This window comes from Laspinema olomoucense D3b, from assembly GCF_025370785.1.
Taxonomy (GTDB): Bacteria; Cyanobacteriota; Cyanobacteriia; order Cyanobacteriales; family Laspinemataceae; genus Laspinema; species Laspinema olomoucense.
This window is the reverse complement of sequence record NZ_JAMXFA010000004.1, coordinates 42,031-62,983: the sequence shown is the minus strand read 5'-3', so window position 1 is coordinate 62,983 and position 20,953 is coordinate 42,031. Positions and strand designations below refer to the sequence as shown.

17 protein-coding genes are annotated in these 20,953 nt (G+C 48.8%); 6 read left to right on the top strand and 11 right to left on the bottom strand.

Annotated elements, in window-relative coordinates; genetic code table 11:
• Positions 1-220 precede the first annotated feature (220 nt).
• Complete coding sequence (locus NG792_RS03900; RefSeq protein WP_261234606.1) at positions 221-793, top strand: pentapeptide repeat-containing protein; 573 nt, start codon at positions 221-223, stop codon at positions 791-793.
• 60 nt (positions 794-853) lie between these two features.
• Here the strand turns inward: NG792_RS03900 and bioU are convergent, their stop codons facing one another.
• Entirely contained in the window at positions 854-1,870 is a 1,017-nt protein-coding gene (gene bioU, locus NG792_RS03895; protein WP_261234605.1) for a (S)-8-amino-7-oxononanoate synthase BioU, read from the bottom strand.
• A gap of 524 nt (positions 1,871-2,394) precedes the next feature.
• Here bioU and NG792_RS03890 point away from each other — a divergent pair.
• The 3 genes from NG792_RS03890 (at position 2,395) to NG792_RS03880 (ending at position 3,527) form a co-directional block, all read left to right on the top strand.
• Positions 2,395-2,604, top strand: a complete 210-nt coding sequence (locus NG792_RS03890; protein WP_044196389.1) for a DUF2997 domain-containing protein — start codon at positions 2,395-2,397, stop codon at positions 2,602-2,604.
• A 75-nt stretch (positions 2,605-2,679) separates the two neighbouring features.
• Positions 2,680-3,066 (top strand): DUF1257 domain-containing protein, encoded by a 387-nt coding sequence (locus tag NG792_RS03885; protein WP_261197687.1) that lies wholly within the window; start codon positions 2,680-2,682, stop codon positions 3,064-3,066.
• Complete coding sequence (locus NG792_RS03880; RefSeq protein WP_261197686.1) at positions 3,066-3,527, top strand: ferredoxin; 462 nt, start codon at positions 3,066-3,068, stop codon at positions 3,525-3,527. Before NG792_RS03885 ends, NG792_RS03880 begins: the two co-directional genes overlap by 1 nt.
• A 246-nt stretch (positions 3,528-3,773) precedes the next feature.
• Here NG792_RS03880 and NG792_RS03875 read toward each other — a convergent pair whose 3' ends face one another.
• From NG792_RS03875 to NG792_RS03845, 7 genes are all read right to left on the bottom strand, one after another.
• Positions 3,774-4,052 (bottom strand): YiaA/YiaB family inner membrane protein, encoded by a 279-nt coding sequence (locus NG792_RS03875; RefSeq protein WP_261197685.1) that lies wholly within the window; start codon positions 4,050-4,052, stop codon positions 3,774-3,776.
• Positions 4,053-4,424: 372 nt separating this feature from the next.
• Complete coding sequence (locus tag NG792_RS03870) at positions 4,425-5,036, bottom strand: hypothetical protein (RefSeq protein ID WP_261197684.1); 612 nt, start codon at positions 5,034-5,036, stop codon at positions 4,425-4,427.
• 179 nt (positions 5,037-5,215) lie between these two features.
• Positions 5,216-6,343 (bottom strand): type II secretion system F family protein, encoded by a 1,128-nt coding sequence (locus NG792_RS03865; protein WP_261197683.1) that lies wholly within the window; start codon positions 6,341-6,343, stop codon positions 5,216-5,218.
• Positions 6,344-6,533: 190 nt separating this feature from the next.
• Entirely contained in the window at positions 6,534-7,634 is a 1,101-nt protein-coding gene (locus NG792_RS03860) for a type IV pilus twitching motility protein PilT (RefSeq protein ID WP_261197682.1), read from the bottom strand.
• An 84-nt stretch (positions 7,635-7,718) separates the two neighbouring features.
• Positions 7,719-9,734, bottom strand: coding sequence for a GspE/PulE family protein (locus NG792_RS03855; protein ID WP_261197681.1), 2,016 nt, complete (start codon positions 9,732-9,734; stop codon positions 7,719-7,721).
• 846 nt (positions 9,735-10,580) lie between these two features.
• A complete protein-coding gene (locus NG792_RS03850) occupies positions 10,581-10,772 on the bottom strand; it encodes a hypothetical protein (RefSeq protein ID WP_261234604.1) in 192 nt (63 codons plus the stop codon).
• A 233-nt stretch (positions 10,773-11,005) separates the two neighbouring features.
• Complete coding sequence (locus NG792_RS03845; protein WP_261197679.1) at positions 11,006-11,227, bottom strand: hypothetical protein; 222 nt, start codon at positions 11,225-11,227, stop codon at positions 11,006-11,008.
• Positions 11,228-11,608: 381 nt separating this feature from the next.
• Between NG792_RS03845 and recJ the strand changes: the two genes are divergently transcribed.
• Positions 11,609-14,149, top strand: coding sequence for a single-stranded-DNA-specific exonuclease RecJ (recJ, locus tag NG792_RS03840; RefSeq protein ID WP_261234603.1), 2,541 nt, complete (start codon positions 11,609-11,611; stop codon positions 14,147-14,149).
• A 60-nt stretch (positions 14,150-14,209) separates the two neighbouring features.
• Here recJ and NG792_RS03835 read toward each other — a convergent pair whose 3' ends face one another.
• Both NG792_RS03835 and NG792_RS03830 read right to left on the bottom strand, forming a co-directional pair.
• Positions 14,210-14,920 (bottom strand): YdcF family protein, encoded by a 711-nt coding sequence (locus NG792_RS03835; protein WP_261234597.1) that lies wholly within the window; start codon positions 14,918-14,920, stop codon positions 14,210-14,212.
• A 9-nt stretch (positions 14,921-14,929) separates the two neighbouring features.
• A complete protein-coding gene (locus tag NG792_RS03830; RefSeq protein ID WP_261234596.1) occupies positions 14,930-15,715 on the bottom strand; it encodes a hypothetical protein in 786 nt (261 codons plus the stop codon).
• Positions 15,716-16,520: 805 nt separating this feature from the next.
• Between NG792_RS03830 and ctpB the strand changes: the two genes are divergently transcribed.
• A complete protein-coding gene (ctpB, locus tag NG792_RS03825) occupies positions 16,521-17,819 on the top strand; it encodes a carboxyl-terminal processing protease CtpB (RefSeq protein WP_261197675.1) in 1,299 nt (432 codons plus the stop codon).
• Between the two features lie 89 nt (positions 17,820-17,908).
• On the opposite strand, the gene NG792_RS03820 is transcribed toward ctpB, so the two are convergent.
• The gene (locus tag NG792_RS03820; RefSeq protein WP_261234595.1) at positions 17,909-20,614 is read right to left on the bottom strand and encodes a right-handed parallel beta-helix repeat-containing protein; all 2,706 of its coding nucleotides are present in this window, start codon (positions 20,612-20,614) and stop codon (positions 17,909-17,911) included.
• Positions 20,615-20,953 lie beyond the last annotated feature (339 nt).

Below are 20,953 nucleotides of genomic sequence, written 5' to 3'. Positions count from 1 at the left end.
GACTGATTTGAATTTACAGGATGAAGCGATAGTTTTTGATGAGCCAGAACACCAGCATTCTGACTAATGGATTACTGGACTGTGATGCGATCGCCCTCCAACCACCTCCAACCCTCACTCACCACAACCCCAACTATTAGCCAAACCTTAAACTTTCCCAAATAACCGCCTTATTCTGAGAAAATAGAAGAGTAAGCTGTAAGATAACCCCCTTAAAAATATGGATGCTAACGAACTACTAGAACGGTATGCTGCTGGAGAAAGAGATTTTCGCGATACGGACCTGTTTCGGGCGGATCTGAGTAATGCGGAGTTGAGTGGTGTCAGTTTCTTTCGCACCAGCTTGTTTGGGGCGAATCTATTTCGTGCCAAACTGATAGGGTGTGATTTCTTTCGGTCTACCCTGATTGGGGCGAATCTCTATTGTGCGAATCTCAGTGGTGCAAATTTAACCGGCGCAAATTTGACCGGCGCGAATCTCAGTGGTGCGGATTTAAGTGGTGCGGACCTTACCGATGCAGATTTGGGCGGTGCGGACCTGAGTTATGCCACTTTGCATTATACGGACTTCACCGGGGCCAACTTGTTTCGGGCGATGATGGTGGATGCGAAGTTGAATCATGCCAAGTTGGTGCGGGTTCGCTTGCGCGGTGCGAATTTGAATGGCGCGATCACAGAAGGGGCGACTTTTTCTAAGGTGATGGGGCTTTCGGAGGAGGCGAAACAGGATCTGCTTGATCGCGGTGCAGTATTCCCAGAGTTGACCGAAGCGGTTTCCTCTCCCAGCGCCTGACTTAATCGGACTCGGGGGCGATCGCACTTCAAAACTCACCCGGCGATCGCCCCCTCAGACTTACTGGACAAACAACGGCATCACTTCCGCCGCTGTTAACAACCCGTAAATCCCCCGTTGGTGCAAGCGCACTCCGGCTTTCAAATACCCAAATGCAGGGCCGCAAACATTCGCCGCCATACTGGTTTCATCCCCGAGGGTAAAGATATGAGTAGAAATTTTACCCTCGAAAGTGCGACCTGTAATTTGCACATTGGTACTTAGGGGCTTTTTGGGATTGCGGGTATCCACAATACCGCCCACAGTGACGCGATCGCGTGAACAAATTCCCGCCAATTCCAACATGATATCGTCGGCGTGTTCCATGTTTTCCAAGGCCAATTTGCCATCGGTGCGATCGAGCAATGCTTCCACTTCTGCATCACTCATCGCCATCGCCTGGGCTACGGTATAACCAGGAATATGGGCAATATCTTCGCGAATCGTGGCGCGATAGGCTTCCCAGTTGGCAATTCCGACTCCAAAAGTAATTTTAACGCTATGGATTTCGGCGTAACTTTGGGCGGCTAAAGCAGCAGCAGCCGTTAATAAGCCCGGGGTGGCACCACAGCCTGTCATGTAGGTAATCCCGGCTTTTTGTAAGTCATCCTGGAGATCAAGTAACTGTTCAACGGCGCTAGTGCGTTTTAGGGCGTCTACTAAAACTCCGCGCCATCCAGACTCAATAAATTGTCTCGCCACCGATGCCATAAAGGTATTGGGGAGGTTCGGTAATGCGAGGAAATACCCATCCACCTCAGCTTTAGAAATTAATTCGGCAATGCTGTCATGGCTGAGGATACCACCGGGTTCGAGGTAGCCGAGGGACCCCTGTTGATGGTAGGTACTGATGCAGGCATCGGGATTTAAGCCTTGGGAATTGTAGGCATATCCTTCTTTATCAGCAGCAGCCACCCAGAGGGCTTCGCGTTTGGGGGCAAGGATCCGGGCGGCAGCTTGTCCTAAGCCGCCAAACCCGAGAACACCGATGCGGAGGGGGTTTTGAGTTGGGGAGTGGGGGGTTTGCGGGTTACTCATGGGGGATTCCTTGAATTAAACAGATTCTCATTATCTAACGGAAGTTGAGCAGCAGCACGGTTTCTGGGGCGAGATGCGTGGGGATTTGTAAAGAATTATGAATGTAAAAACTGGGGCCAGACCTATCAAAATTTTTATGGGGGAGCATCAATTGTGTCAATGTTTCCTTCAGGGTAGACTCGGCTTGGCAAGGGTTGAAGCGGCCTGACTGTAGCGGAATCGCCAGGATGGGGGAGGGGTGAAAAGGGCTAGAAGTCAAGGTGCTGGCCCTAAATATCTAGAAGTTGGGAGCACTTGACGACGCCCTCAACTTAGGGGAAACTTAGCAAATATTGAGTGATTTACTCTAATCGGTAATAAATTTTGTTAAGGTATGACTCAATATAATTCGATTGGTCACAATAAGTTAACAGGACTGGCTAAGCTGGGCAGTCTAGGATCCCCGAATTGACCCAAAGGCATGACTGGCCGTGCTAGGGATGCCTGCGGATGAATTAGAACCACCTAAAACGCAAACCAAACGCATGGAAACACTCGAATTTGTCATCTACCCCGATGGTCGAGTGCAGGAAAAAGTCACTGGCATTGTCGGTGCATCCTGTGCAGAAGTCACAGCGGCGATCGAAGCCCAACTGGGACAGGTCCTGGTCCAAGAGAAGACTTCGGAACATTTTGCCCAAGTGGTAGAACTGTCCCAGACTGCAACCGCCCAGGCGAGTTGGAGTGAGTGGTAAATTTTTGTAAAACTGCAATTTAACTGTTTCTGGTCCCTTTAGATTCACAATTGTCAGCACAAGAGAGTCATCACTATGTCACATTTCAGCCAAATTAAGACCCAAATTCGCAATCTGACTTCGTTGCAATCGGCGTTAACGGAGTTGGGAATTGACTGGAAATCCGGCCCCACGGAGGTTCGGGGTTATAAAGGATTAACCCATAATGCCGAAGTGGCGATCGCCCAAGAAAACGGGTATGACATTGGTTTTACCTGGAACGGCGAAGAATATTCCCTGGTGGCGGATTTGCAATATTGGCAGCAACCTTGGACGGTGAATCGGTTTCTGAATGAAGTTACTCAGCGCTATGCCTATCACACCGTGGTGAATGAAACGGCGAAACAAGGGTTTCAAATTGCCGAACAGCAAAAAAATGAGGATGGTTCGATCCGGGTTGTCTTGCAACGTTGGGCAAGCTAATGGATGATTTTTCTGAGTTCTCAACCCCCGAAACACCGGACCGTTCGGGTCTCGAACCGGAGTTAGGTGGCGCGTTACGGGATGCCCCGGAACGTTCAGGTTTGGAGCCAGAGTTAGGCGGCGCATTGCGACAAAATGGCGTCTATGTGGACGAACCGACTTGCATTGGCTGCAAACATTGCGCTCACGTAGCGCGAAATACCTTCTATATTGAGGAGGATTATGGACGTTCCCGGGTGATTCGCCAAGACGGAGACCCGGAGGATGTGATTCAAGAGGCGATCGACACTTGTCCAGTGGACTGCATTCACTGGGTGGATTACACCGAACTGAAGCAACTAGAAAAAGAGCGATTGTATCAGGTGATTCCCCGAGTGGGATATCCAGTGGAACAGGCGGTTTCTGTTGTGGGGACGCGCCGAAAAAAAGAAGTGTCTAAGCGAAAAAAAAGAAGTCAGTAAGCGACTAGAGGGGTGCGCTTGACCAACTTCAAGGAGGCGAAACTTTATTTTTTGCTTTGTTGAAGCGGTAGGAAGCGGCCCAATTTTCAAGAAAGTCTCAAGTTGGATAACGACAGCAAGTCGTTATGAAAAACAACAGTTTGAAACTGGATAACGACAGCAAGTCGTTACTACAACCAGGAGTAGGATGCGGGGCGATTTTCAAGAAAGTCTCAACGGTGGATGACTGTTGGGGCTTTTTTGGGTTTATTTCAAGGCACCATGTTCGGTGAGGATTCGTTCGACTCGCGCTTCTTCTACTTTTGAGGTGAGTTTTTCTGCTTCATGGCGATCGCGCAAGGTTTTGGCGAGGCTAAACGATGACCCAACGGTGAAGAGGACACCCATTCCCATATAACCTTTGACCCAATTGGTAACGGGTAAGTTAACAATACCTACGCCAGTGGCGGCTAAGGCAATAACAAAGGAAGCCCAAACTTGAATAACCCAGGCTGTTGTGTGTTGTTGCGAAGGAACTTTGTGCATAAAAAATACCCTCAATCTCTGGTTCTCAGAGGTGTAGAAATTCGTATGGTTTCCTGAGCGGGTTTTGCTTGATTCTATTGCCGAAGGGTTGAATAATTAGAAACCCTATGCCAGTTTGAAAAGTGGCATTTAGGCTGGTTATAATTGGGCCATGAAAAGACCAGTTTGGCGATCGCCAACTCCTCGGATTTGTCCCGGCGATCGGGATTTGGAGGGGCAATGATGGAACGGGTCTAAAACTTCGAGAAAGCTCTTGACAATTTAAGCCATATCCGGTAATATTAGTGATTTAAAATTACAGGAAAGGGCGATCGCAACTGCATCGGAATAACCTTTGAGGAACTCCTTTAATCCCCTATATTGATGCAGCAACTATTCTTCAATGATTTCTTCTTCCTGGAAAATAAAAATATCTTCCGCTTCCTCCACGGGTTCCTCCTCTTCACTTAACCCACTGAGGTTTTGGACCACGAAGGGAAGAGAAGCCCCTTTGAGACCGCGTTTAATGCGATCGGGGGTATCGTCAAACACTACAAATAGGGGATAAATCGTGTCCGACCCTTCCCCAATCATGTATTGATAACGCAGAGGCATTAACCATTCGTAGGCGTGAGACAACCACATTTGAGTTTGTCGCCAGCGGCGGAGTAAATCCGAAAAATCTTCTTCGGGACGATGAATAAACACAAAGATTTCCCCACCCATTTTAACCTTCCAATCCGGGTCACACATCAAAATTGCGACATCGCAGGGTAAAGAAATCACATCACCCGAGTTTGCATTCAATCCACTGGGAGAATGGGAAGAAATGGTTTCGCGAATGCGGATATTCGGTAAAGGAATGGGAATAACACTTTCCTGGGGACGACGCATACTTGGAATCATTTCCAAATAGGTTCGATACTGCCGCAGCAGGGCGATCGCACTGGCCCGATTGCTATAGTCAGCGAGTAACTGTTCGTAATGGTATTGTTTAAGAGACATGATTTTTCAAGACTTTTCAACTTCTGGATTGACCTAAACCGAGTCGGCATTCCAGTCTAATGAGCCGTATCAAGAAACCGAAATCCGATTGAAAGCGGGGGGAAATTGCAATAAACCCCGCTATTTTTGGGCCTTTTAGGTCACGAATCGGTTCGTCAATCCCGCTCATTTCCCTCGGTTTATCCGAGTTTTTCAAACACAGCAAACATGGGCAGATACATAGACATCAAAATCGAACCTACCATTCCCGCAATGCCCACCATCATAATAGGTTCTAGGGTACTGGTGAGACCTTTCACAGCTTGTTCAACTTCATCTTCATAAAAATCGGCGACTTTGGACAGCATCTTGTCCAGTTCCCCGGTTTCTTCTCCAATTCGCATCATAGAAATTGCCATTGGGGGAAAGATATTTTCTCGCTCGAAGGCTGCCGTTAAGCTACCCCCTTGTTCAACCTCGGACTTACCATTACTAATGGCATTAGCAATCACTTGATTTCCCGCAGTACGGGCCACAATGTCAAAGGAACTGAGCATCGGAACACCCGCGCCAGTTAACATGGAAAACGTGCCACAGAAACGAGCAACAGCAGTCAGCTTAATTAACGGACCAATGATCGGTAGATTCAAGTACATCCGATCGCAGATTAACCGTCCCTGGGGGGTTTTGTAAAATGCTTTGTAGGCAGTGACCAACAGGAAAAGGCCGATAAGCAGGGGAATCATTTTCCGGTAATCCCGAGTAAACTCACTGATTCCAAGCATAATTCGGGTAAACAGAGGTAATTCTGCCCCCAATTCCTGGAAAATTCCGGCAAAGGTCGGCAGCAGAAAGGTGGTCATGGCGAAAAACACGATGATCGCAATACTTCCCACTGCTTTCGGATAAGCGGACGCGGATTTGATGTGGTTTTGAATTTTTGCGGATTTTTCTAAAGCAATCGCGAGACGGTTGAGCACCATGTCAAGCACCCCCCCAATTTCTCCCGACTCGACCATTGCACAGTAGAGGTCATCAAAGATATCGGGGAATTTGGACATCGCCTCAGAAAGCGGGACGCCGGTTTCAAGTTCCCCTTTAATCTGACGGAGGGCCTTTTTTAATTTGGGATTATCTGAGGTTTCTCCTAGCATGGCGATCGCCTTCATTAACGCCACACCCGAGTTAAACATAACGGCTAACTGACGGGAAAAAACGGCTTTATCTTTCACCGTCATTTTAGCCATTGCCACGCTCAGATTCTCTTCTAAGGCGGCAAAATCAAAGCCTTTCTTTTTTTCTTCAGTCGTGATGACGTTGGTCGCCATGATTAACCTCCTGTTCGGGATAAATTGAGAGAGTGCAGGGATGGAAGGACTCGAAGCATCAGCAAATCTCTAAAGTAATGGCTTATTCCATCCTAACAACGGGCGCTCTTGATGGGGGGTTACCTAGGGAGATTAGAAAGATTGAGGGGGAGGAATTTACGCACTCCCCCCCAATATCCTGCCAACCCAATTAGCGGCCTGCCGGTGCATTGGTGAGGGCCGGTGAGGGTCCGATCAACCGTTCGAGTTCATCAGCTTTCACCGCTTTACTCATGGCTGCTTCCCAAGAAACCTTGCCATCTTTGTAATGTTTAGCCAGGGCCATTTCCATCGTCTGCATTCCCAAGCGACCTCCGGTTTGGATCATGGAGTAAATCTGCGCCGTCTTTCCTTCTTTGATTAAGTTGCCAATAGCCGCATTGTTGACGAGCACTTCTTGGGCGCACATCCGACCCCCGCCAATTTTCGGGACCAAGTTTTGGCTGCAAATGCCGATCAACGAAATCCCCATCTGTGCTCGGATTTGCTGTTTAACTTCCGGGGGAAACACATCCAACATCCGGTCTACGGTACCGGAGGCTGAGTTAGTGTGCAGGGTTCCCATGACCAAGTGACCCGTTTCTGCGGCAGATACGGCCAGAGAAATCGTCTCAAAGTCCCGCATTTCTCCCACTAGAATAATATCCGGGTCTTGGCGCAGCGCTCCTTTTAAGGCATTTGAGAAGCTCTTAGTGTCTTCCCCTTTTTGCCGTTGGTGGAATAAGCTCTTGATATTGGGAAACACATACTCGATCGGATCTTCTACCGTGAGAATATGTTCGGCGCGGGTGCGGTTCACCAGATCTAGCAATGCTGCCATCGTGGTGGTTTTTCCTGAACCCGTTTGACCCGTCACCAACAATAGCCCCCGAGGGCGCTCGGTCATTTCCCGGATCACCTGGGGAACCCCTAACTTATCCGCATTAGGAATGGTGGAACCCAAGGCCCGTAAACAAGATGCCCAGCAACCGCGTTCTCGGTAAACGTTCACCCGGAAACGGGCCAACCCTTTGACCCCGTAGGCGCAGTCTAAATCCCAGTTCTGCTCTAACGTTTTGCGTTGTTGGTTGTTGAGCATTTGGAAGATGACTTGCTGACATTCTTCCGGGGCGAGATTTTCCCCAAATTGCGGCTGAGGAGTGAGTTTCCCGCTGACGCGGAAGTAGATGGGTGCACCGGCTTGGATGTGGATGTCTGAGCCACCTTGTTCAACGAGGGACTCCATAATATCTTCAATGACCAGACCTGCCATAGTTGCGTTCTCTCCGATAATCTCTGTTTAGATTGTATTGAAAGTAAATTGCCGGGGAAAGTTAAGGCGATCGCCTTACTCTTGTTACTCTTGGAAGCGTGGGGTCAAGCAGTACAGACAATCGAGCCACTCCTGCTGCAATCCGGCACCACAAGCTTTGCAAGTCAGACCCGTCTTGCGTTTGGCTTTCAGTTCTGCTTCCAAGCCGGAGTCGGTAAAGGTAACCCGCTCAACCTCTTCAAAGGTGGTATGACCTTCCCGAACCAGGTTGAGGCTATAAGCTAACAAGGTGATCATGCCTTCTTCCACGGCGGCTTCCTTAATCCGTTCCGTGGGCGCACCTTGAGAGATTAACATTTGCAGATTTTCAGTATTTTTGAGGACTTCATAGACCCCAACCCGGCCTTTATATCCACCGCCCCCACATTTCTGACATAAGGTCCCGGCATCTTGGGCGGCTTTGCGCTCTGCTGGGGCCACGACGTTGGCTTTATAAAAAGTAACATTCGTTTCTCCAGAAACGGAGAGCCCAAAGCGACCGAGTTCTTCCGGGGTAGGGGTGTAGGCGATGCGACATTCGCTACAGACACGGCGCATCAAGCGCTGGGCCAATACGCCAATCAGAGAACCGGCCACCATGAAGGGTTCAACCCCCATTTCATCTAAGCGGGCGATCGCCCCGGCGGCGTCGTTGGTATGCAGGGTCGTCAACACTAAGTGTCCCGTTAAAGCCGCTTCGATCGCTGTTTTCGCCGTTTCTTTATCCCGCGTTTCACCCACTAGAATGATGTCCGGGTCTTGCCGCATAAATGCCCGCAATAAGTTGGTAAAGTCCAACCCTTTGGCCCGAATCACCTGACACTGAGTAATCCCCGGCAATGCATATTCAATCGGGTCTTCTGCGGTGGAGATATTCACGCTGGGGTCGTTCCGTTCGGCTAACACCGAGTACAACGAGGTAGATTTCCCGGAACCTGTGGGTCCCGTCACCAAAATCAGGCCAAAGGGACGACTCGCCATTTCCCGAACCATCGCCAAGCTTTCAGGATTGGAAATTAACTTATCCAACCCCAATTGGGTGGAAGAGTTATCCAAAATCCGCAAACAGAGTTTTTCACCATAGCGCGACGGGAGACAGTTCACCCGAAAGTCCACGGTGCGTCCCTGGAAAATCCGACGAATCCGGCCATCCTGGGCATTCCGACGTTCGGCAATATCCATATCGGAAATAATTTTGAACCGAGACGTCAAGGCGGCGGTAATCTTATTCGGTAACCGGGCAAACTCGTGGAGTACGCCGTCTTTCCGCATCCGAACTCTGAGAAACTCTTCCTGGGGTTCGACGTGGATATCGGAAACGCCATCGGAGAGGGCTTTTGCCAAGATTTTATTAACGGTGTTAATAATGGGTGCGTCGTTGGCCCCTCGCAACGCCGCATCCAGATTCATGTCTTCATCTTCTTCTGGGGCGTCGTCGAGGGATTCCCCATCTACCTCATTGAAGACGTCAGCGTTCAGGCTTAAATCGAGTTTATTGGCTTGTTCGGCTTTGGCTTGTTGCTCTTTTGCCTTTTCGTCAGAATATTGATTGAGTAATTGTTGATAGTCTTCTGGTGTAATCACCAGTCGGCGCAGGCTCAGTCCCTGGGGCCGTAGGATCCGGGTCAAGTCGTCCAGGGCGGCTAAGTTATCCGGATCGACCATCGCCACTGAAACTGAAGGTGAAGCGCCCTCGTTTCGGGAGATGGGCAGGATGCGATGACGACGGCAGCTTTCTAGGGGAAGCAAGGTATCTAGGAGTTGACCGAGTTGTTCCGGTGACAGTTCGGTGATTTCCGGATCCAAGGCTTCCACACCGTAGACAATTTTCAGTTCAAAAAGCTGCTGTTTTTTGTACTGCCTGAGCAATTCCGGAGGAAGTTGCTTGCCGGTAATGGCTTCCAGGACCTCGGTGAGAGGCTTCCCGGATTTCCGACTTTCGATGTGGGCCCGTTGAACTTGTTCGCGATCGGCATAGCCTGCTTGGATGAGCTTATTGCCGAAGGGAGAAAACGCATTCTGGACAACTAGAGCACGCCGCTGTGATGCGAAGTTTGTCATGGCTGGTCGATTTAATATGCTTACTTAGAGTATTCCCAAAATTAAGCCGGTTAAGCGCTTTTCGCCGCCAGTGGTTGGCTGGCGCTGGGGTTGTTCCTGAAGATCCCCACATTTGAGGATGGGTGGGGCGACTCCGAGTGAGGGTTGCTCCTCACCGCGATCGCCGCTGTTGGTTTAGTTCACTGTTTACTGGGTTATCTTTGATGATAGCTTTTACCACCTAAGAAAGCACGAACTTTTGAGCTATATATTCTCTTATTTATACCCTGATGTCGCACACTTAGGGATTAATTTTTGGCAGTTTTGGGTGGGGACTGATTCGCAAGGGTTGAATTTTTCCAGGGTCGCCTCCCTCAAGTTGAGGTTATCTCTAGTTTCCATCGGTCAGTTAGGGATGAACTTGGTTCCCTCTGTTCATCTTGAAGGCGATCGCTCTGGGAACACTAAAATCCGCTTTTATACCTAAAGTCCTCTAAACTCAATGGGCGATCGGCGATCCCCATCGTTTTTTACCAGTCAGCCAATTCTCTTCACTAGAGGGCAATTTCATCATCCCTTTCCGGAAAAGATAAACGGGCATAGTGCCTTGGCCTGGTCCCGAGTAGTAGTGAAGGTTGAGTTTGATGATTTGGAGTTCCTTGAAGCAATGAGTTTTTCAAAGCTAGTAAAACTCTTTTACCTAAGATTTGCTGAAAATCTTAGCAAAAAATCGGGGCAGTTTTAACCCGGTTATTATATGCTGTTTCAGTCACCCGTAACCATCTTTTATAAACCTAAATCCCGATTGTTAGTCGGGTTTGATTAAATATCTGGGCTGTAAATTTACAATCCTATAATACGGGCGAGTTAGATACTCCAGGGGGCTAAAGCCAATCCCCAACTCAGCAATATTCCCGCACTTCCTCCCGCTAAAATTGTGTAAATGTTCTGGGAGGTTGTATGCAATATCCAAAGCGCTGCAACGACTAATAATAAGGACAGTAGATACATGGGGAACATATCCTCAATCTTGTGGATGGCTCGGAGTGCGGACGGCATGGGTTCAAACTTGAATGCCCCATGACCCTATCATCTTTCCCCCGGTGGTCCCGTAGCGTAGATAACATTAAGCCAATCTCGCTCTATTTTCATTTCAATATAAGGGGTTTGAGCTGTCTTTTAGATCAAAAAACTAGAAGAATGGGACCCTCTAGCCCAGTATTCCCGGGGACCGATTGAAAACAAGAGTGAGAAAAGAATGAGACTATTTTGAGGCGGCAATAGAGGGTAAGTTAGCTGGCTTTTGTGGGTGGGGGTGAAAGATGGCGAGTTCTATATAGAATGAAGAGAACGATGGAGAGTTGAATCGGCCAAGGTGCAATTACGAGATCGCAACCGACCCCCATCGCACCGACGGCGATCGCCAAAATTCTGGGAATTTCTTCCGAGGTATTCATATAACAAAACCAGGCGGTTAAACTGGTGATCAGTGCCATCCAAAACATTCCCATCATTTTGAGTCCCTCCTAAAGGGCAAACGATTAAAAGGTTACATCATCAATCCTTTTTATGCTCTAGCTCTAATCTAACTACTCATTCCAAATAAACCCGTGATAAGAAGACGTCACCCCCTAAGATAATCATCACTGGGCCAGGAGATCCAAATCAACCCCCGAGGTGATCGCGATCGCATCCCTCCCCTTTCTCCAGTTTGTTGTAACGACTTCAGTCGTTTCCTACCCTTTGTAGAGACACCCCAATCGGTTCAACCAGCAACGTAATATTATGCCGTTTTACCCCTTAAACCACTTCACCGGGACCTAGGGTAACATTATATCGATGTCCTACAGTCAGACCCGTGGGATAATAACTGAAAACAAGTCCAAGGGGAGGATATGAACGAGCAAACCGTAACCTGGCATCTGCAACAACCTGTACTCCCTCCGGAGTGGTTCCTAGAACAAGTCCGACAGTATCTCGACTCAAACTCATCGGGTTTATCCGGCCAATATGCGGCAGTATTACTCTGGCAACGGGGAATCCAGGACCGAGAGGGACTGGCGCGGTTTTTAAATCCCCAGGGATATCAACCGGCGAGTCCATTTGACTTCGGGCAGGAAATGTCCGCTTGTGTCGATCGCCTGCAACTGGCCCGGAAACAGGAGGAAAAGGTAGCAATTTGGGGAGACTTTGATGCTGATGGAATCACCTCCACCAGTGTCTTATGGGACGGTCTGGGCCAATTTTTCACCCCCACTGACCAACTCACCTACTTCATTCCCAACCGCTTAACCCAATCTCACGGTCTGAATCGGGCGGGAATTGACGATTTAGCGGCATCCGGAACAACCTTAATCGTTACCTGCGATACGGGTAGTACCAATTTGGACGAAATCGAGTATGCTCATCAGTTGGGCATCGATATCATCGTCACGGATCATCATACTTTACCCCCGAATCGCCCTGGAGTGGTGGCGATTATTAACCCCCGTTCTCTTCCAGCAACCCATCCTCTGGCGCATCTTTCGGGCGTCGCTGTTGCTTACAAGGTGGTAGAAGCTATGTATAGCACACTGCCGGAAATTCCCCAAGAACCCTTAGAGGCATTATTAGATTTAGTTGCCATTGGGTTAATTGCTGACTTGGTACAACTGAGTGGAGATTGCCGATATTTAGCCCAAATGGGACTCAAACGCCTGCATCAGGAGTGGCAAAAATCCCCCTCAGAACGCCGCCGACCCGGGGTGGGGGAGTTGTTGGATTTGTGTAAACGTAGTGGCGATCGCCCCACGGATGTCTCCTTTGGCATTGGTCCGCGCATTAATGCGGTTAGTCGGATTTATGGGGATGCTTCTTTCTGTGTGGAATTACTCACTACTCGCGATCGGCGTCGCGCCCAAAAACTCGCCCAGGACACTGAAATCGCGAACTCCCGACGTCAAGCTATTCAAAAAGATGTGGACAAACAGGTCCAACAAAAACTCGATCGCCTCGACCTGTCTACCACCGGAGTCATCGTCCTACAAGACCCCCAATGGCCTGCCGGAGTCCTGGGTTTAGTCGCCGGTAAAGTCGCCCAAGAGTACGCCCGTCCCACCATTCTTTTAAGTACCGATTCTGGCAATTCTGAGGCAGAAAACCCCGATAAAATCCCGCTTTTTACTGATTCAGCCGATGCCACATCCTTGACCCTCGCCCGTGGATCAGCGCGTTCCGTAAAAAATATTGACTTGTATGAATTAGTTAAAGAACAAGAGCATTTATTGCACCGTTTCGGCGGTCACCCCTTTGCCGCTGGGTTAAGTTTACCTGCCCAAAATATTCCCCTTTTTACTGAAGCGATTAACCGACTACTGAAGGAAAAACTGGGGGCCGGGGTTGGCTTGGGAATGCCAGTTATTCACGCTGATTTACGCTGTACTGTAGCAGAATTAGGTCAGAATTTATTTAGAGAGCTAAAAATATTAGAACCTTGCGGAATGGGCAATTCGGTTCCGTTGCTGTTGATTGAAAATTGCCAATTTAAAAATATTTGGAATGAGAAAAAGGATAAAAAGGGTCGTAAAATAGAATATATTAAAACCACGTTTCAAATTTGGGATGAATCAACCGAAACAGGGTTTCCGGGCCTGTGGTGGGGACATTATAAAGAAGAATTACCGAATGTTCCTTGTGATGCTGTTGTGGAACTGGACTACAACAGTTATAAAGACCGCTATGAAGTGCGCTTGATTGCAGTCCGACCCCGAAAAGCGGGGACAGTGGTAACATCGCCGGAAGGGGGGTTACCTATTCTCGATTTTCGCCGCAATTTGCTGATCCAAAAGGGAGAAGAGGAGAAAACTGAGTTAGGGAATTCTGATGGGTTGAATTTTGATCGCACTACCTCCATTGTGCTAGAAACCTGTCCCAGTAGTTGGGAGGAGTTGCACCAGTGGTTAGATTTGGCAATCCAGACTCAAAAGACCCTGGCGATCGCCTATCCCCCGCCAAAACCTGTTTCACCGCTGCAAGTTTGGCAGCAGTTGGTGGGGTTGGCTAAATATCTCAGCCGAACTGGACAACGGGCAACCCGGGAACAATTATGCTCTAAGCTATCTATTAGCGATCGCACTTTAGAAATAGGCTTACAAGCTTTAATCGCTGTAGGATTTCAAGTGGAGACAGTGGGGGATAGTTTGCAGGTTATCCCGGGATCTTTGACCAATCCCCTAGGCACTGGCGATCGCTTTTGTGCCGCAGTTGAGGAAGAACAGTTTCGGCGCAAATATTTTTATGAAGTGTCTCTATCTACAGTCCAGGCGATCGCGCGTAGTAAGGGAGAGGGGGGAGATAGGGGAGATAGGGGAGATGGGGGAGATACGGGAGATGGGGAGGATGGGGGAGATGGGGGAGGAAACGACAGCAAGTCGTTACTACAAACTTCCCCATCCTGATGGCAGTCCTCCCCATCCTCCCTATCTCCCCTATCTCCCCCATCCCCAATCCTCCCTCTATCAATCCAACTGACCTTGATGTTCACATTGATAATCCTCGGATTGCCATTGGGTGATATCAATTTCACTCAGGCGTTCTACCTGCTGACATTCGGTGGAATAGTATGGCTCAATGATGGCCCAAATTAAACTGCGGGTCACATCTAATGCGGTTTTTAGCCAAAACTCTTTATTGCCAGGGATGCCTTCTTCCTGTACAGTTTCTATTTCTACGGCAATTCCTTTTGCACCTAATAGAATGTGGGCCAACCACTTAGCGCGAGGCAGATGGGTTTGGGAGGTGATGACTTTGACTTTCTTCACATCCCACTGTTTTAAGAGTTCACCACTAAAGGTGAAATTGGTAAAGGTAGAGTAGGCGCATCGTTCTAACCAAACATTCTTAGCAGGAGCCCGATCGCGATCGAAAATTAACTGCACACAAGGGGAGGCAGAACCTTGGGAAATCACAATGGGAATATCTGGATTCTGTTTGGCAAATTGGGTGACGTACATTTCTCGTTTGATGCTGCCACCGAGGACTAAAATAGCATCACTGGATCCAGAGGCAGCGGACTGTAAGCGGGTAATCTGGACAGCCGCCAAGCCGCCGAGGATGCTGAGGATCAGGAAAAAGATTAAAATAACCCAGGTGACAATTTTCTGTTTTTTTCCTCTGCCTCTATTTCGTAAGTTGGAGGGAGTCGGTTGCCGACGGGATTTTTGCTTCATGGCGATCGCCTACGGAGTCTCCGGTAGCACAAAAATCACTTGACCCTCCTCGGTGATTTGTTTCGAGGCCCCAAGGTTGAGCATTTCTTGTTCGGCTCGTTGTTTAACCGATTCATTGATACTATTTTGATAGACCTCATTCCAGGACCACAGGCGAATTCGGGTACTATCGGGTTGGGTTCTCAGGAAGTCCGCTGCACCTTGATAGAGTTCTGCATAGTCTTCGTACTCTGTGCCGAGGGTCCATTGGGCCGCCATTTCGTGGGATTCAATACTGCCGGGAATATCCCCGAGTAACAGCAGTTGATCCAGTCCTTTGAAGCGCCACACCAGAAAGGCTTTGGGATTGATTTCCGGGGACAAGGTGGCTACACCCCGTTCCATATATTGGATCCCAAGTTCGGGTTCTCCTTGGGCGAAGGAAACCGCCGTGGAGATAAACGGATACATTTCGGCGAAGCGGGGATCGAGGCGGGTAATGACATCGAAGTAGTCCTTATTTAAGGCATAGCCGATTTGGTCTCGGATCTCCTCATCGCCAAAATATTGCACCCATTTTAGGAAAGCATAGTTGGCGATCATGTTATCGAAACCGAGGGTAGGCGATCGCCTCAACATTTGGACTTGGAGGGCTTCTTGTTGTTCAGCTTGTCTGGGGTCCAGTTGGGCTAGGCGGGGGTTTCCCAGGCGCGTCTGCTGCATGATCATGGCTCCAGCAAGGGCCACAATGGCGATCGCCACAGTCCCCCATTCTCCCCACCCTCGCGCGGTAACGGTTTGTACTTTAGATTCCACTACACCCTTCTCCTGCTCTTAATTCTTGTGGCTTGGAGGTAACCCCGGCCAGTGGTCCCAGTTCCTTGGTCTTGCTTACTCTCCTTCAGACTGTCTCCTTCTACCGGACCTTCCTCCTCACTCTCACCCTAAGTTCGCCCTATCTCCAGGGGTATCTATTCCACAGCGTTCAACCAGGCTCCCCGCGTTACAGAATTTCAACATTTACAGATTAACTTAAAAAATATTGCATCGGAACATACTGCGCTTGACAAATATTTTAGCTACACTAGAGACAACCTCAATCTAATCATCCGTGTGTCAACATCCATTCGGCGATTTCAGGGACGCTCACTGCTTCAGTCATCCGGAAACCCTTTCCGTTTTCGTGAAGTCACTGCTAGTCAGGGGACCAAGGACGGTTACTCCATTGTCACCCCATTTTATAACTTTACGGGTTAAAGGGCCACACACCGCTCCAAGACAAACGGGAGCAGATGTTGCCAGCCCTTGAAATTGTTGCCGCTGCTATGAGAACGTAGTAGCCCTTGTCTTACTCACGAGCACGGTGGAGGAATTCGAGCTAAGTCTGAATGGATCCGCACTAGACCCATTGTGGGGTAAGGCTGAGACAAAAAAAATGCTCTTCCTTGGAAAAATACACCCTGATTTGAAAAATTAACGACGACTCAACAGGAGTGACTATCAGTCCCGCAACTGGAAAATTTTGAGAGTCTAAACAATCAATTTTAACCCGTTGGTTTCTCTGGATTAAATTCTCTAACAGATTGTCTCTATTCGTTAAACCCCTAATCCCCCAACTTACATGAATCAATACTCAAAACGGAACTCTTTGCTGCAAATTGCCCTATTTGGCGGGGCCTTTGCTGCCACTGCTGCCCTCACCTTATTAACTCCTGTTGGCTCTCGGGCGGTGCGAGCACAGCTTCAAAATAGTCCCAAGGCGATTGTGGATGAAGTGTGGCAAATCGTGAATCGGGACTATGTGGATGGCTCATTTAATCAGGTGGATTGGGAAGCAACGCGCACGGAGTTGTTAAGTCAGGAATATTCCTCGCCGGAACAAGCTTATGCCGCAGTACGGGTTGCTTTAGCGAAATTAGATGACCCCTACACGCGATTTTTAGACCCAGAACAGTTTGAGGAGTTGACCACTCAAACTTCGGGGGAAATGTCTGGGGTGGGGATGCGTTTAGAACTCAATGCAGAGACCCAAAAAATTACTGTGGTTGAACCGATCGAAAATTCCCCGGCGAAGAAAGCGGGACTGCAATCGGGGGACCAAATTTTGCAGATTGACGATCGCCTCACTGAAGGGATGAAAGTGGAAGAGGCGGCCCAATTGATTCGGGGAAAAGAAGGGACGGAAGTGAGCTTGCGGGTCTATCGCTCGACTCAAGGAGAATTTGATGTCGTCTTAAAACGGGAGCGGATTGAACTACAAGCGGTTCAATATAATATCCGCGCTGAAGGCGGAACTAATGTCGGCTATATCCAGTTATCGGAGTTTAGTTCCCATGCGGCGGAACAAATGCGCCATGCGATTGGGGAACTGAGCGATCGCGGTGTGGATGCGTTTGTCCTGGATTTACGAGGCAATCCGGGCGGTTTATTATACGCCAGCATTGATATCGCTCGGATGTGGTTAGATAGTGGGGAAATTGTCCGCACGGTCGATCGCAATGGAGGGAGTCAAGATTTCCGCGCCAACCGTTCGGCGATCGCTCAGCAACCTCTGGCGGTTTTAGTGGATAAAAACTCCGCCAGTGCCAGCGAAATCTTATCCGGTGCACTCAAAGATAACCGCCGCGCCACAATTATTGGTACTTCCACCTTTGGCAAAGCATTGGTGCAGTCGGTCCATTCCCTCTCCGATGGATCGGGGTTAACGGTGACGATCGCCCATTACTACACCCCCAATGGGACTGATATCTCCCAACTCGGTATCACCCCAGATATCGCGATCGACTTAAGCACTGAAGACAAACGCCGTTTAGCGGCAAATCCCCAACTCCGGGGAACCTCCGATGACCCCTGCTATGCTCGTGCGGTTGCTTCGTTGTTGGCACAAGTCCAACAAGCTAAACCGTTAGCGATTCAGTAAACTGCCTTTTTCTGGAATTCTTTAACCAAAAAAGACCCGCCAAAGAGGGACGCATCAGATTTGCGTCCCTCTTTTTGTGCCTCAAGCCATCAATTCAAAAACATGATATTATCGGCGGTTACGTTGCCGGTCCCCAGATCGACACGGGCGATCGCGCCGGAGGTAAAATCTCCATCATCATCGATATACAGTTTTCCCGTATCCGAGGCATAGCCAATCCGAGCATTACTGCTAGTTATGGCTAAAATACTAGCCTGAGTATCCACAATCACCGTCTCTGTCCCATCTATCAAGGATGCCTTGGACAGGGTGACTGGGGTTCCCCCGGATACACCAGACAGATTCTCGGTAAAGGCGATCGCATCTCCACCCGATCCAAAAGTAAAATCTGTAATGCGATCGCTGGCAGTCCCCGGGGAATTCACCGTGGCATACACAAAGATATCTTGACCTTTTCCACCTGTGAGTGTATCCACCCCATCTCCAGGGAACAATAGGTCATTCCCATCGGTGCCTTGCAAACTGTCCGCAGCGCTAGAACCTGTAATAATATTAATCAGAGGTTGATTATCCACCACAGCTATTGCCGGATTATTCGACGCCATCACCCGGATTTCCTCGGGGGTACTGCTAAAACTGTTGTTCTCCAGGAACGCATTTGTCACTTCCGGTTCAACCACTATCCCCACGGGTGCATTCTCGATCGCATTATTCGCCAGGGTGACATTCTCAGAATTAGAAGTCAGCTTAATCCCCATCCCCTCGGGCTCTACGCCGACTGGTAAATCCGATAAATTGCGATTCTCCCCTAATCTCACCTGATTGTCTGCAACTTCAGACTCAGACAAAGACCCCAAAATGCCAAAATCCACCGATTCGAGGATGTTATTGCGAACGATCGCACTCATATTGGAGTCAAATAGTCCCAAGACAATCCCGCCACTGCCTTGAATCAAATTATTCTCCACCGTTGCCGTGGCTGCATCCTCTAAATTGATGCCATCTAAAGCATCAAAAACTCGCACATTCTGAATGACCAGATTTTCAACCGCTGTCCCATTATCCGGTTGTACGGCTATAATATCTCCGTTGGTCTCAATGCCATCCAGGGTGACATTACTGGCGAGAATTCTAATACTGGTTCCACCGGCTTCCGTGGAAATCATCGTCTCATCCGTCCCGCGAGTGCTATCGTTTCCGGCTACACCTGCATGAAACCCTTTAATTGTTAAGCCTTTATTGATTTCCAGGAGTTCAGAGTAGGTTCCGCTACTCACAACAATGGTGTCTCCCTCATTCGCTTCGGCGATCGCCGTTTGAATTGAGGTATAAACCCGGTATGTCTCCAAAGTTTCTGTCTCGGTTACCGAGTCAGCAAGGGCAATTTCAATCTCGAAATAATCGTGATCGCTCAAGTTCTCGGTGTTGGTGAGTAAAATCTCCCCAGTTTCTGCATCGAGTTCAAATAGATTTGATACTGACTTTCCCTCACTATCGATGACATCTAACAGGGAATACTCACTATTACCGGAATTTTCATCGGGAGAAATTATAGGTATCGCCCCTAGGGGAGTGGTCTCATTCACCACAAAGACTTCACGAGGCGCAGGGGGAATGGGATTACTCGGCGGAAAAAACAGCACCGGCTCACTATCAGGAGGCGGAGGTGGCTCAATAAAAGCGCTGGGAGTCGCTTCTATGTCTACTTTTCTCACTCCCTGCAAGATCGCTAAATATTCCCCAGTCCGCTTATCTTGGATAATAGTCTTGACGGAATTTCCGTCACCTTCTTCTATAAAGTTTAAATTCTCAAACCGGAGTTCATTGATGAGTTCGATTTCATCTTCGCCGAAGGTAAAATCAACAATCAGATTTGCTTCACTGCGGGTGAAACTTCCGGTCCCCCGCTCTAGGACGATGCGATCGCTCCCTTCTCCTCCGATTAACCTATCGCTCCCGAAACCAGCAACTAGGAGATCATTTCCCCCACCCCCGGCGAGAAAATTATTTCCTTCTTCGACATACAAAGTATCATTACCATCTCCACCATAGAGACTATCGTTTCCTCCGTTACCGTTTAACCAGTTGTTCCCTTCATCTCCAAAGAGCTGATCATCCCCCTCTCCACCATACAGGCTGTCGTTTCCTCCCTTCCCAAATAAAATGTCGTTCCCTTTGTCTCCAGAGAGCAGGTCATTTCCGTCGCCACCGGAGAGCGTATCATCATCTTGTCCACCATAGAGGGTATCCTGGGCCCCATTGCCCACTAATAAATCATTGCCCCTATTCCCATATAACAGGTTATTTCCTCCCTCGCCATAGAGGGTATCGTTCCCTTCGTTGCCCAAGAGGGTATCGTTCCCTTTGTCGCCATAGAGCAGGTCATCACCGTTGCCCCCAAAAACCGTATCCTCATCCTGTCCGCCATAAATAATGTCGTTGTTCTCGCCCCCGACTAACCAGTCGTTCCCCTGATTTCCAAACAGGATATTGTTCCCAGCAATCCCATAGATGAAGTCGCTTCCTTCGTGACCATACAGGAGGTTATTTCCGGTTTTGCCCACCAAGACATCATTACCGGGGCCGCCCAGCAGGGTATCCTCATCGGGTCCTGCATACAGGGAATCGTTACCCTCCTGCCCTTTAATGTAGTTTGAGCCAGGATTGCCCTCAATCACATCATCGACTGGACTGCCCAGAATCGTATCATTGCCATTGGGTCCCAGTAAAATTTCGGACTGAGCGGGTAAGGGTTCTAGTGCGTTGTTGGCATCTGTACCGTTGATGGCTACCATTTTTTTCCTCCTGTTAAATATTATTAAGTTTGAGCTTGCCCAGATTTGGATAATTTTATTCTCAGTAATTATACGGTTTTCCGTAAAACTACTGAGAACCAGCTCTGAATTTCTGTATAAAATATGGCGGTAATTACATAAAAGGCGAGGATTTTCCCCTGAAAGGCTTGTGATGACTCGGATGTAGAATATCCAACGCAGGGATAAACTCAGGTCAGATATGGGCTTGGGGAAGTGAAATTATGGAGATTAGCAGACAATCAGGCCCACAAAACTCCCGGGATGGATGACCCGATGGGTGGCGATCGCCCGGTTAGCCCTTACTCGCTTTTGTAGCAG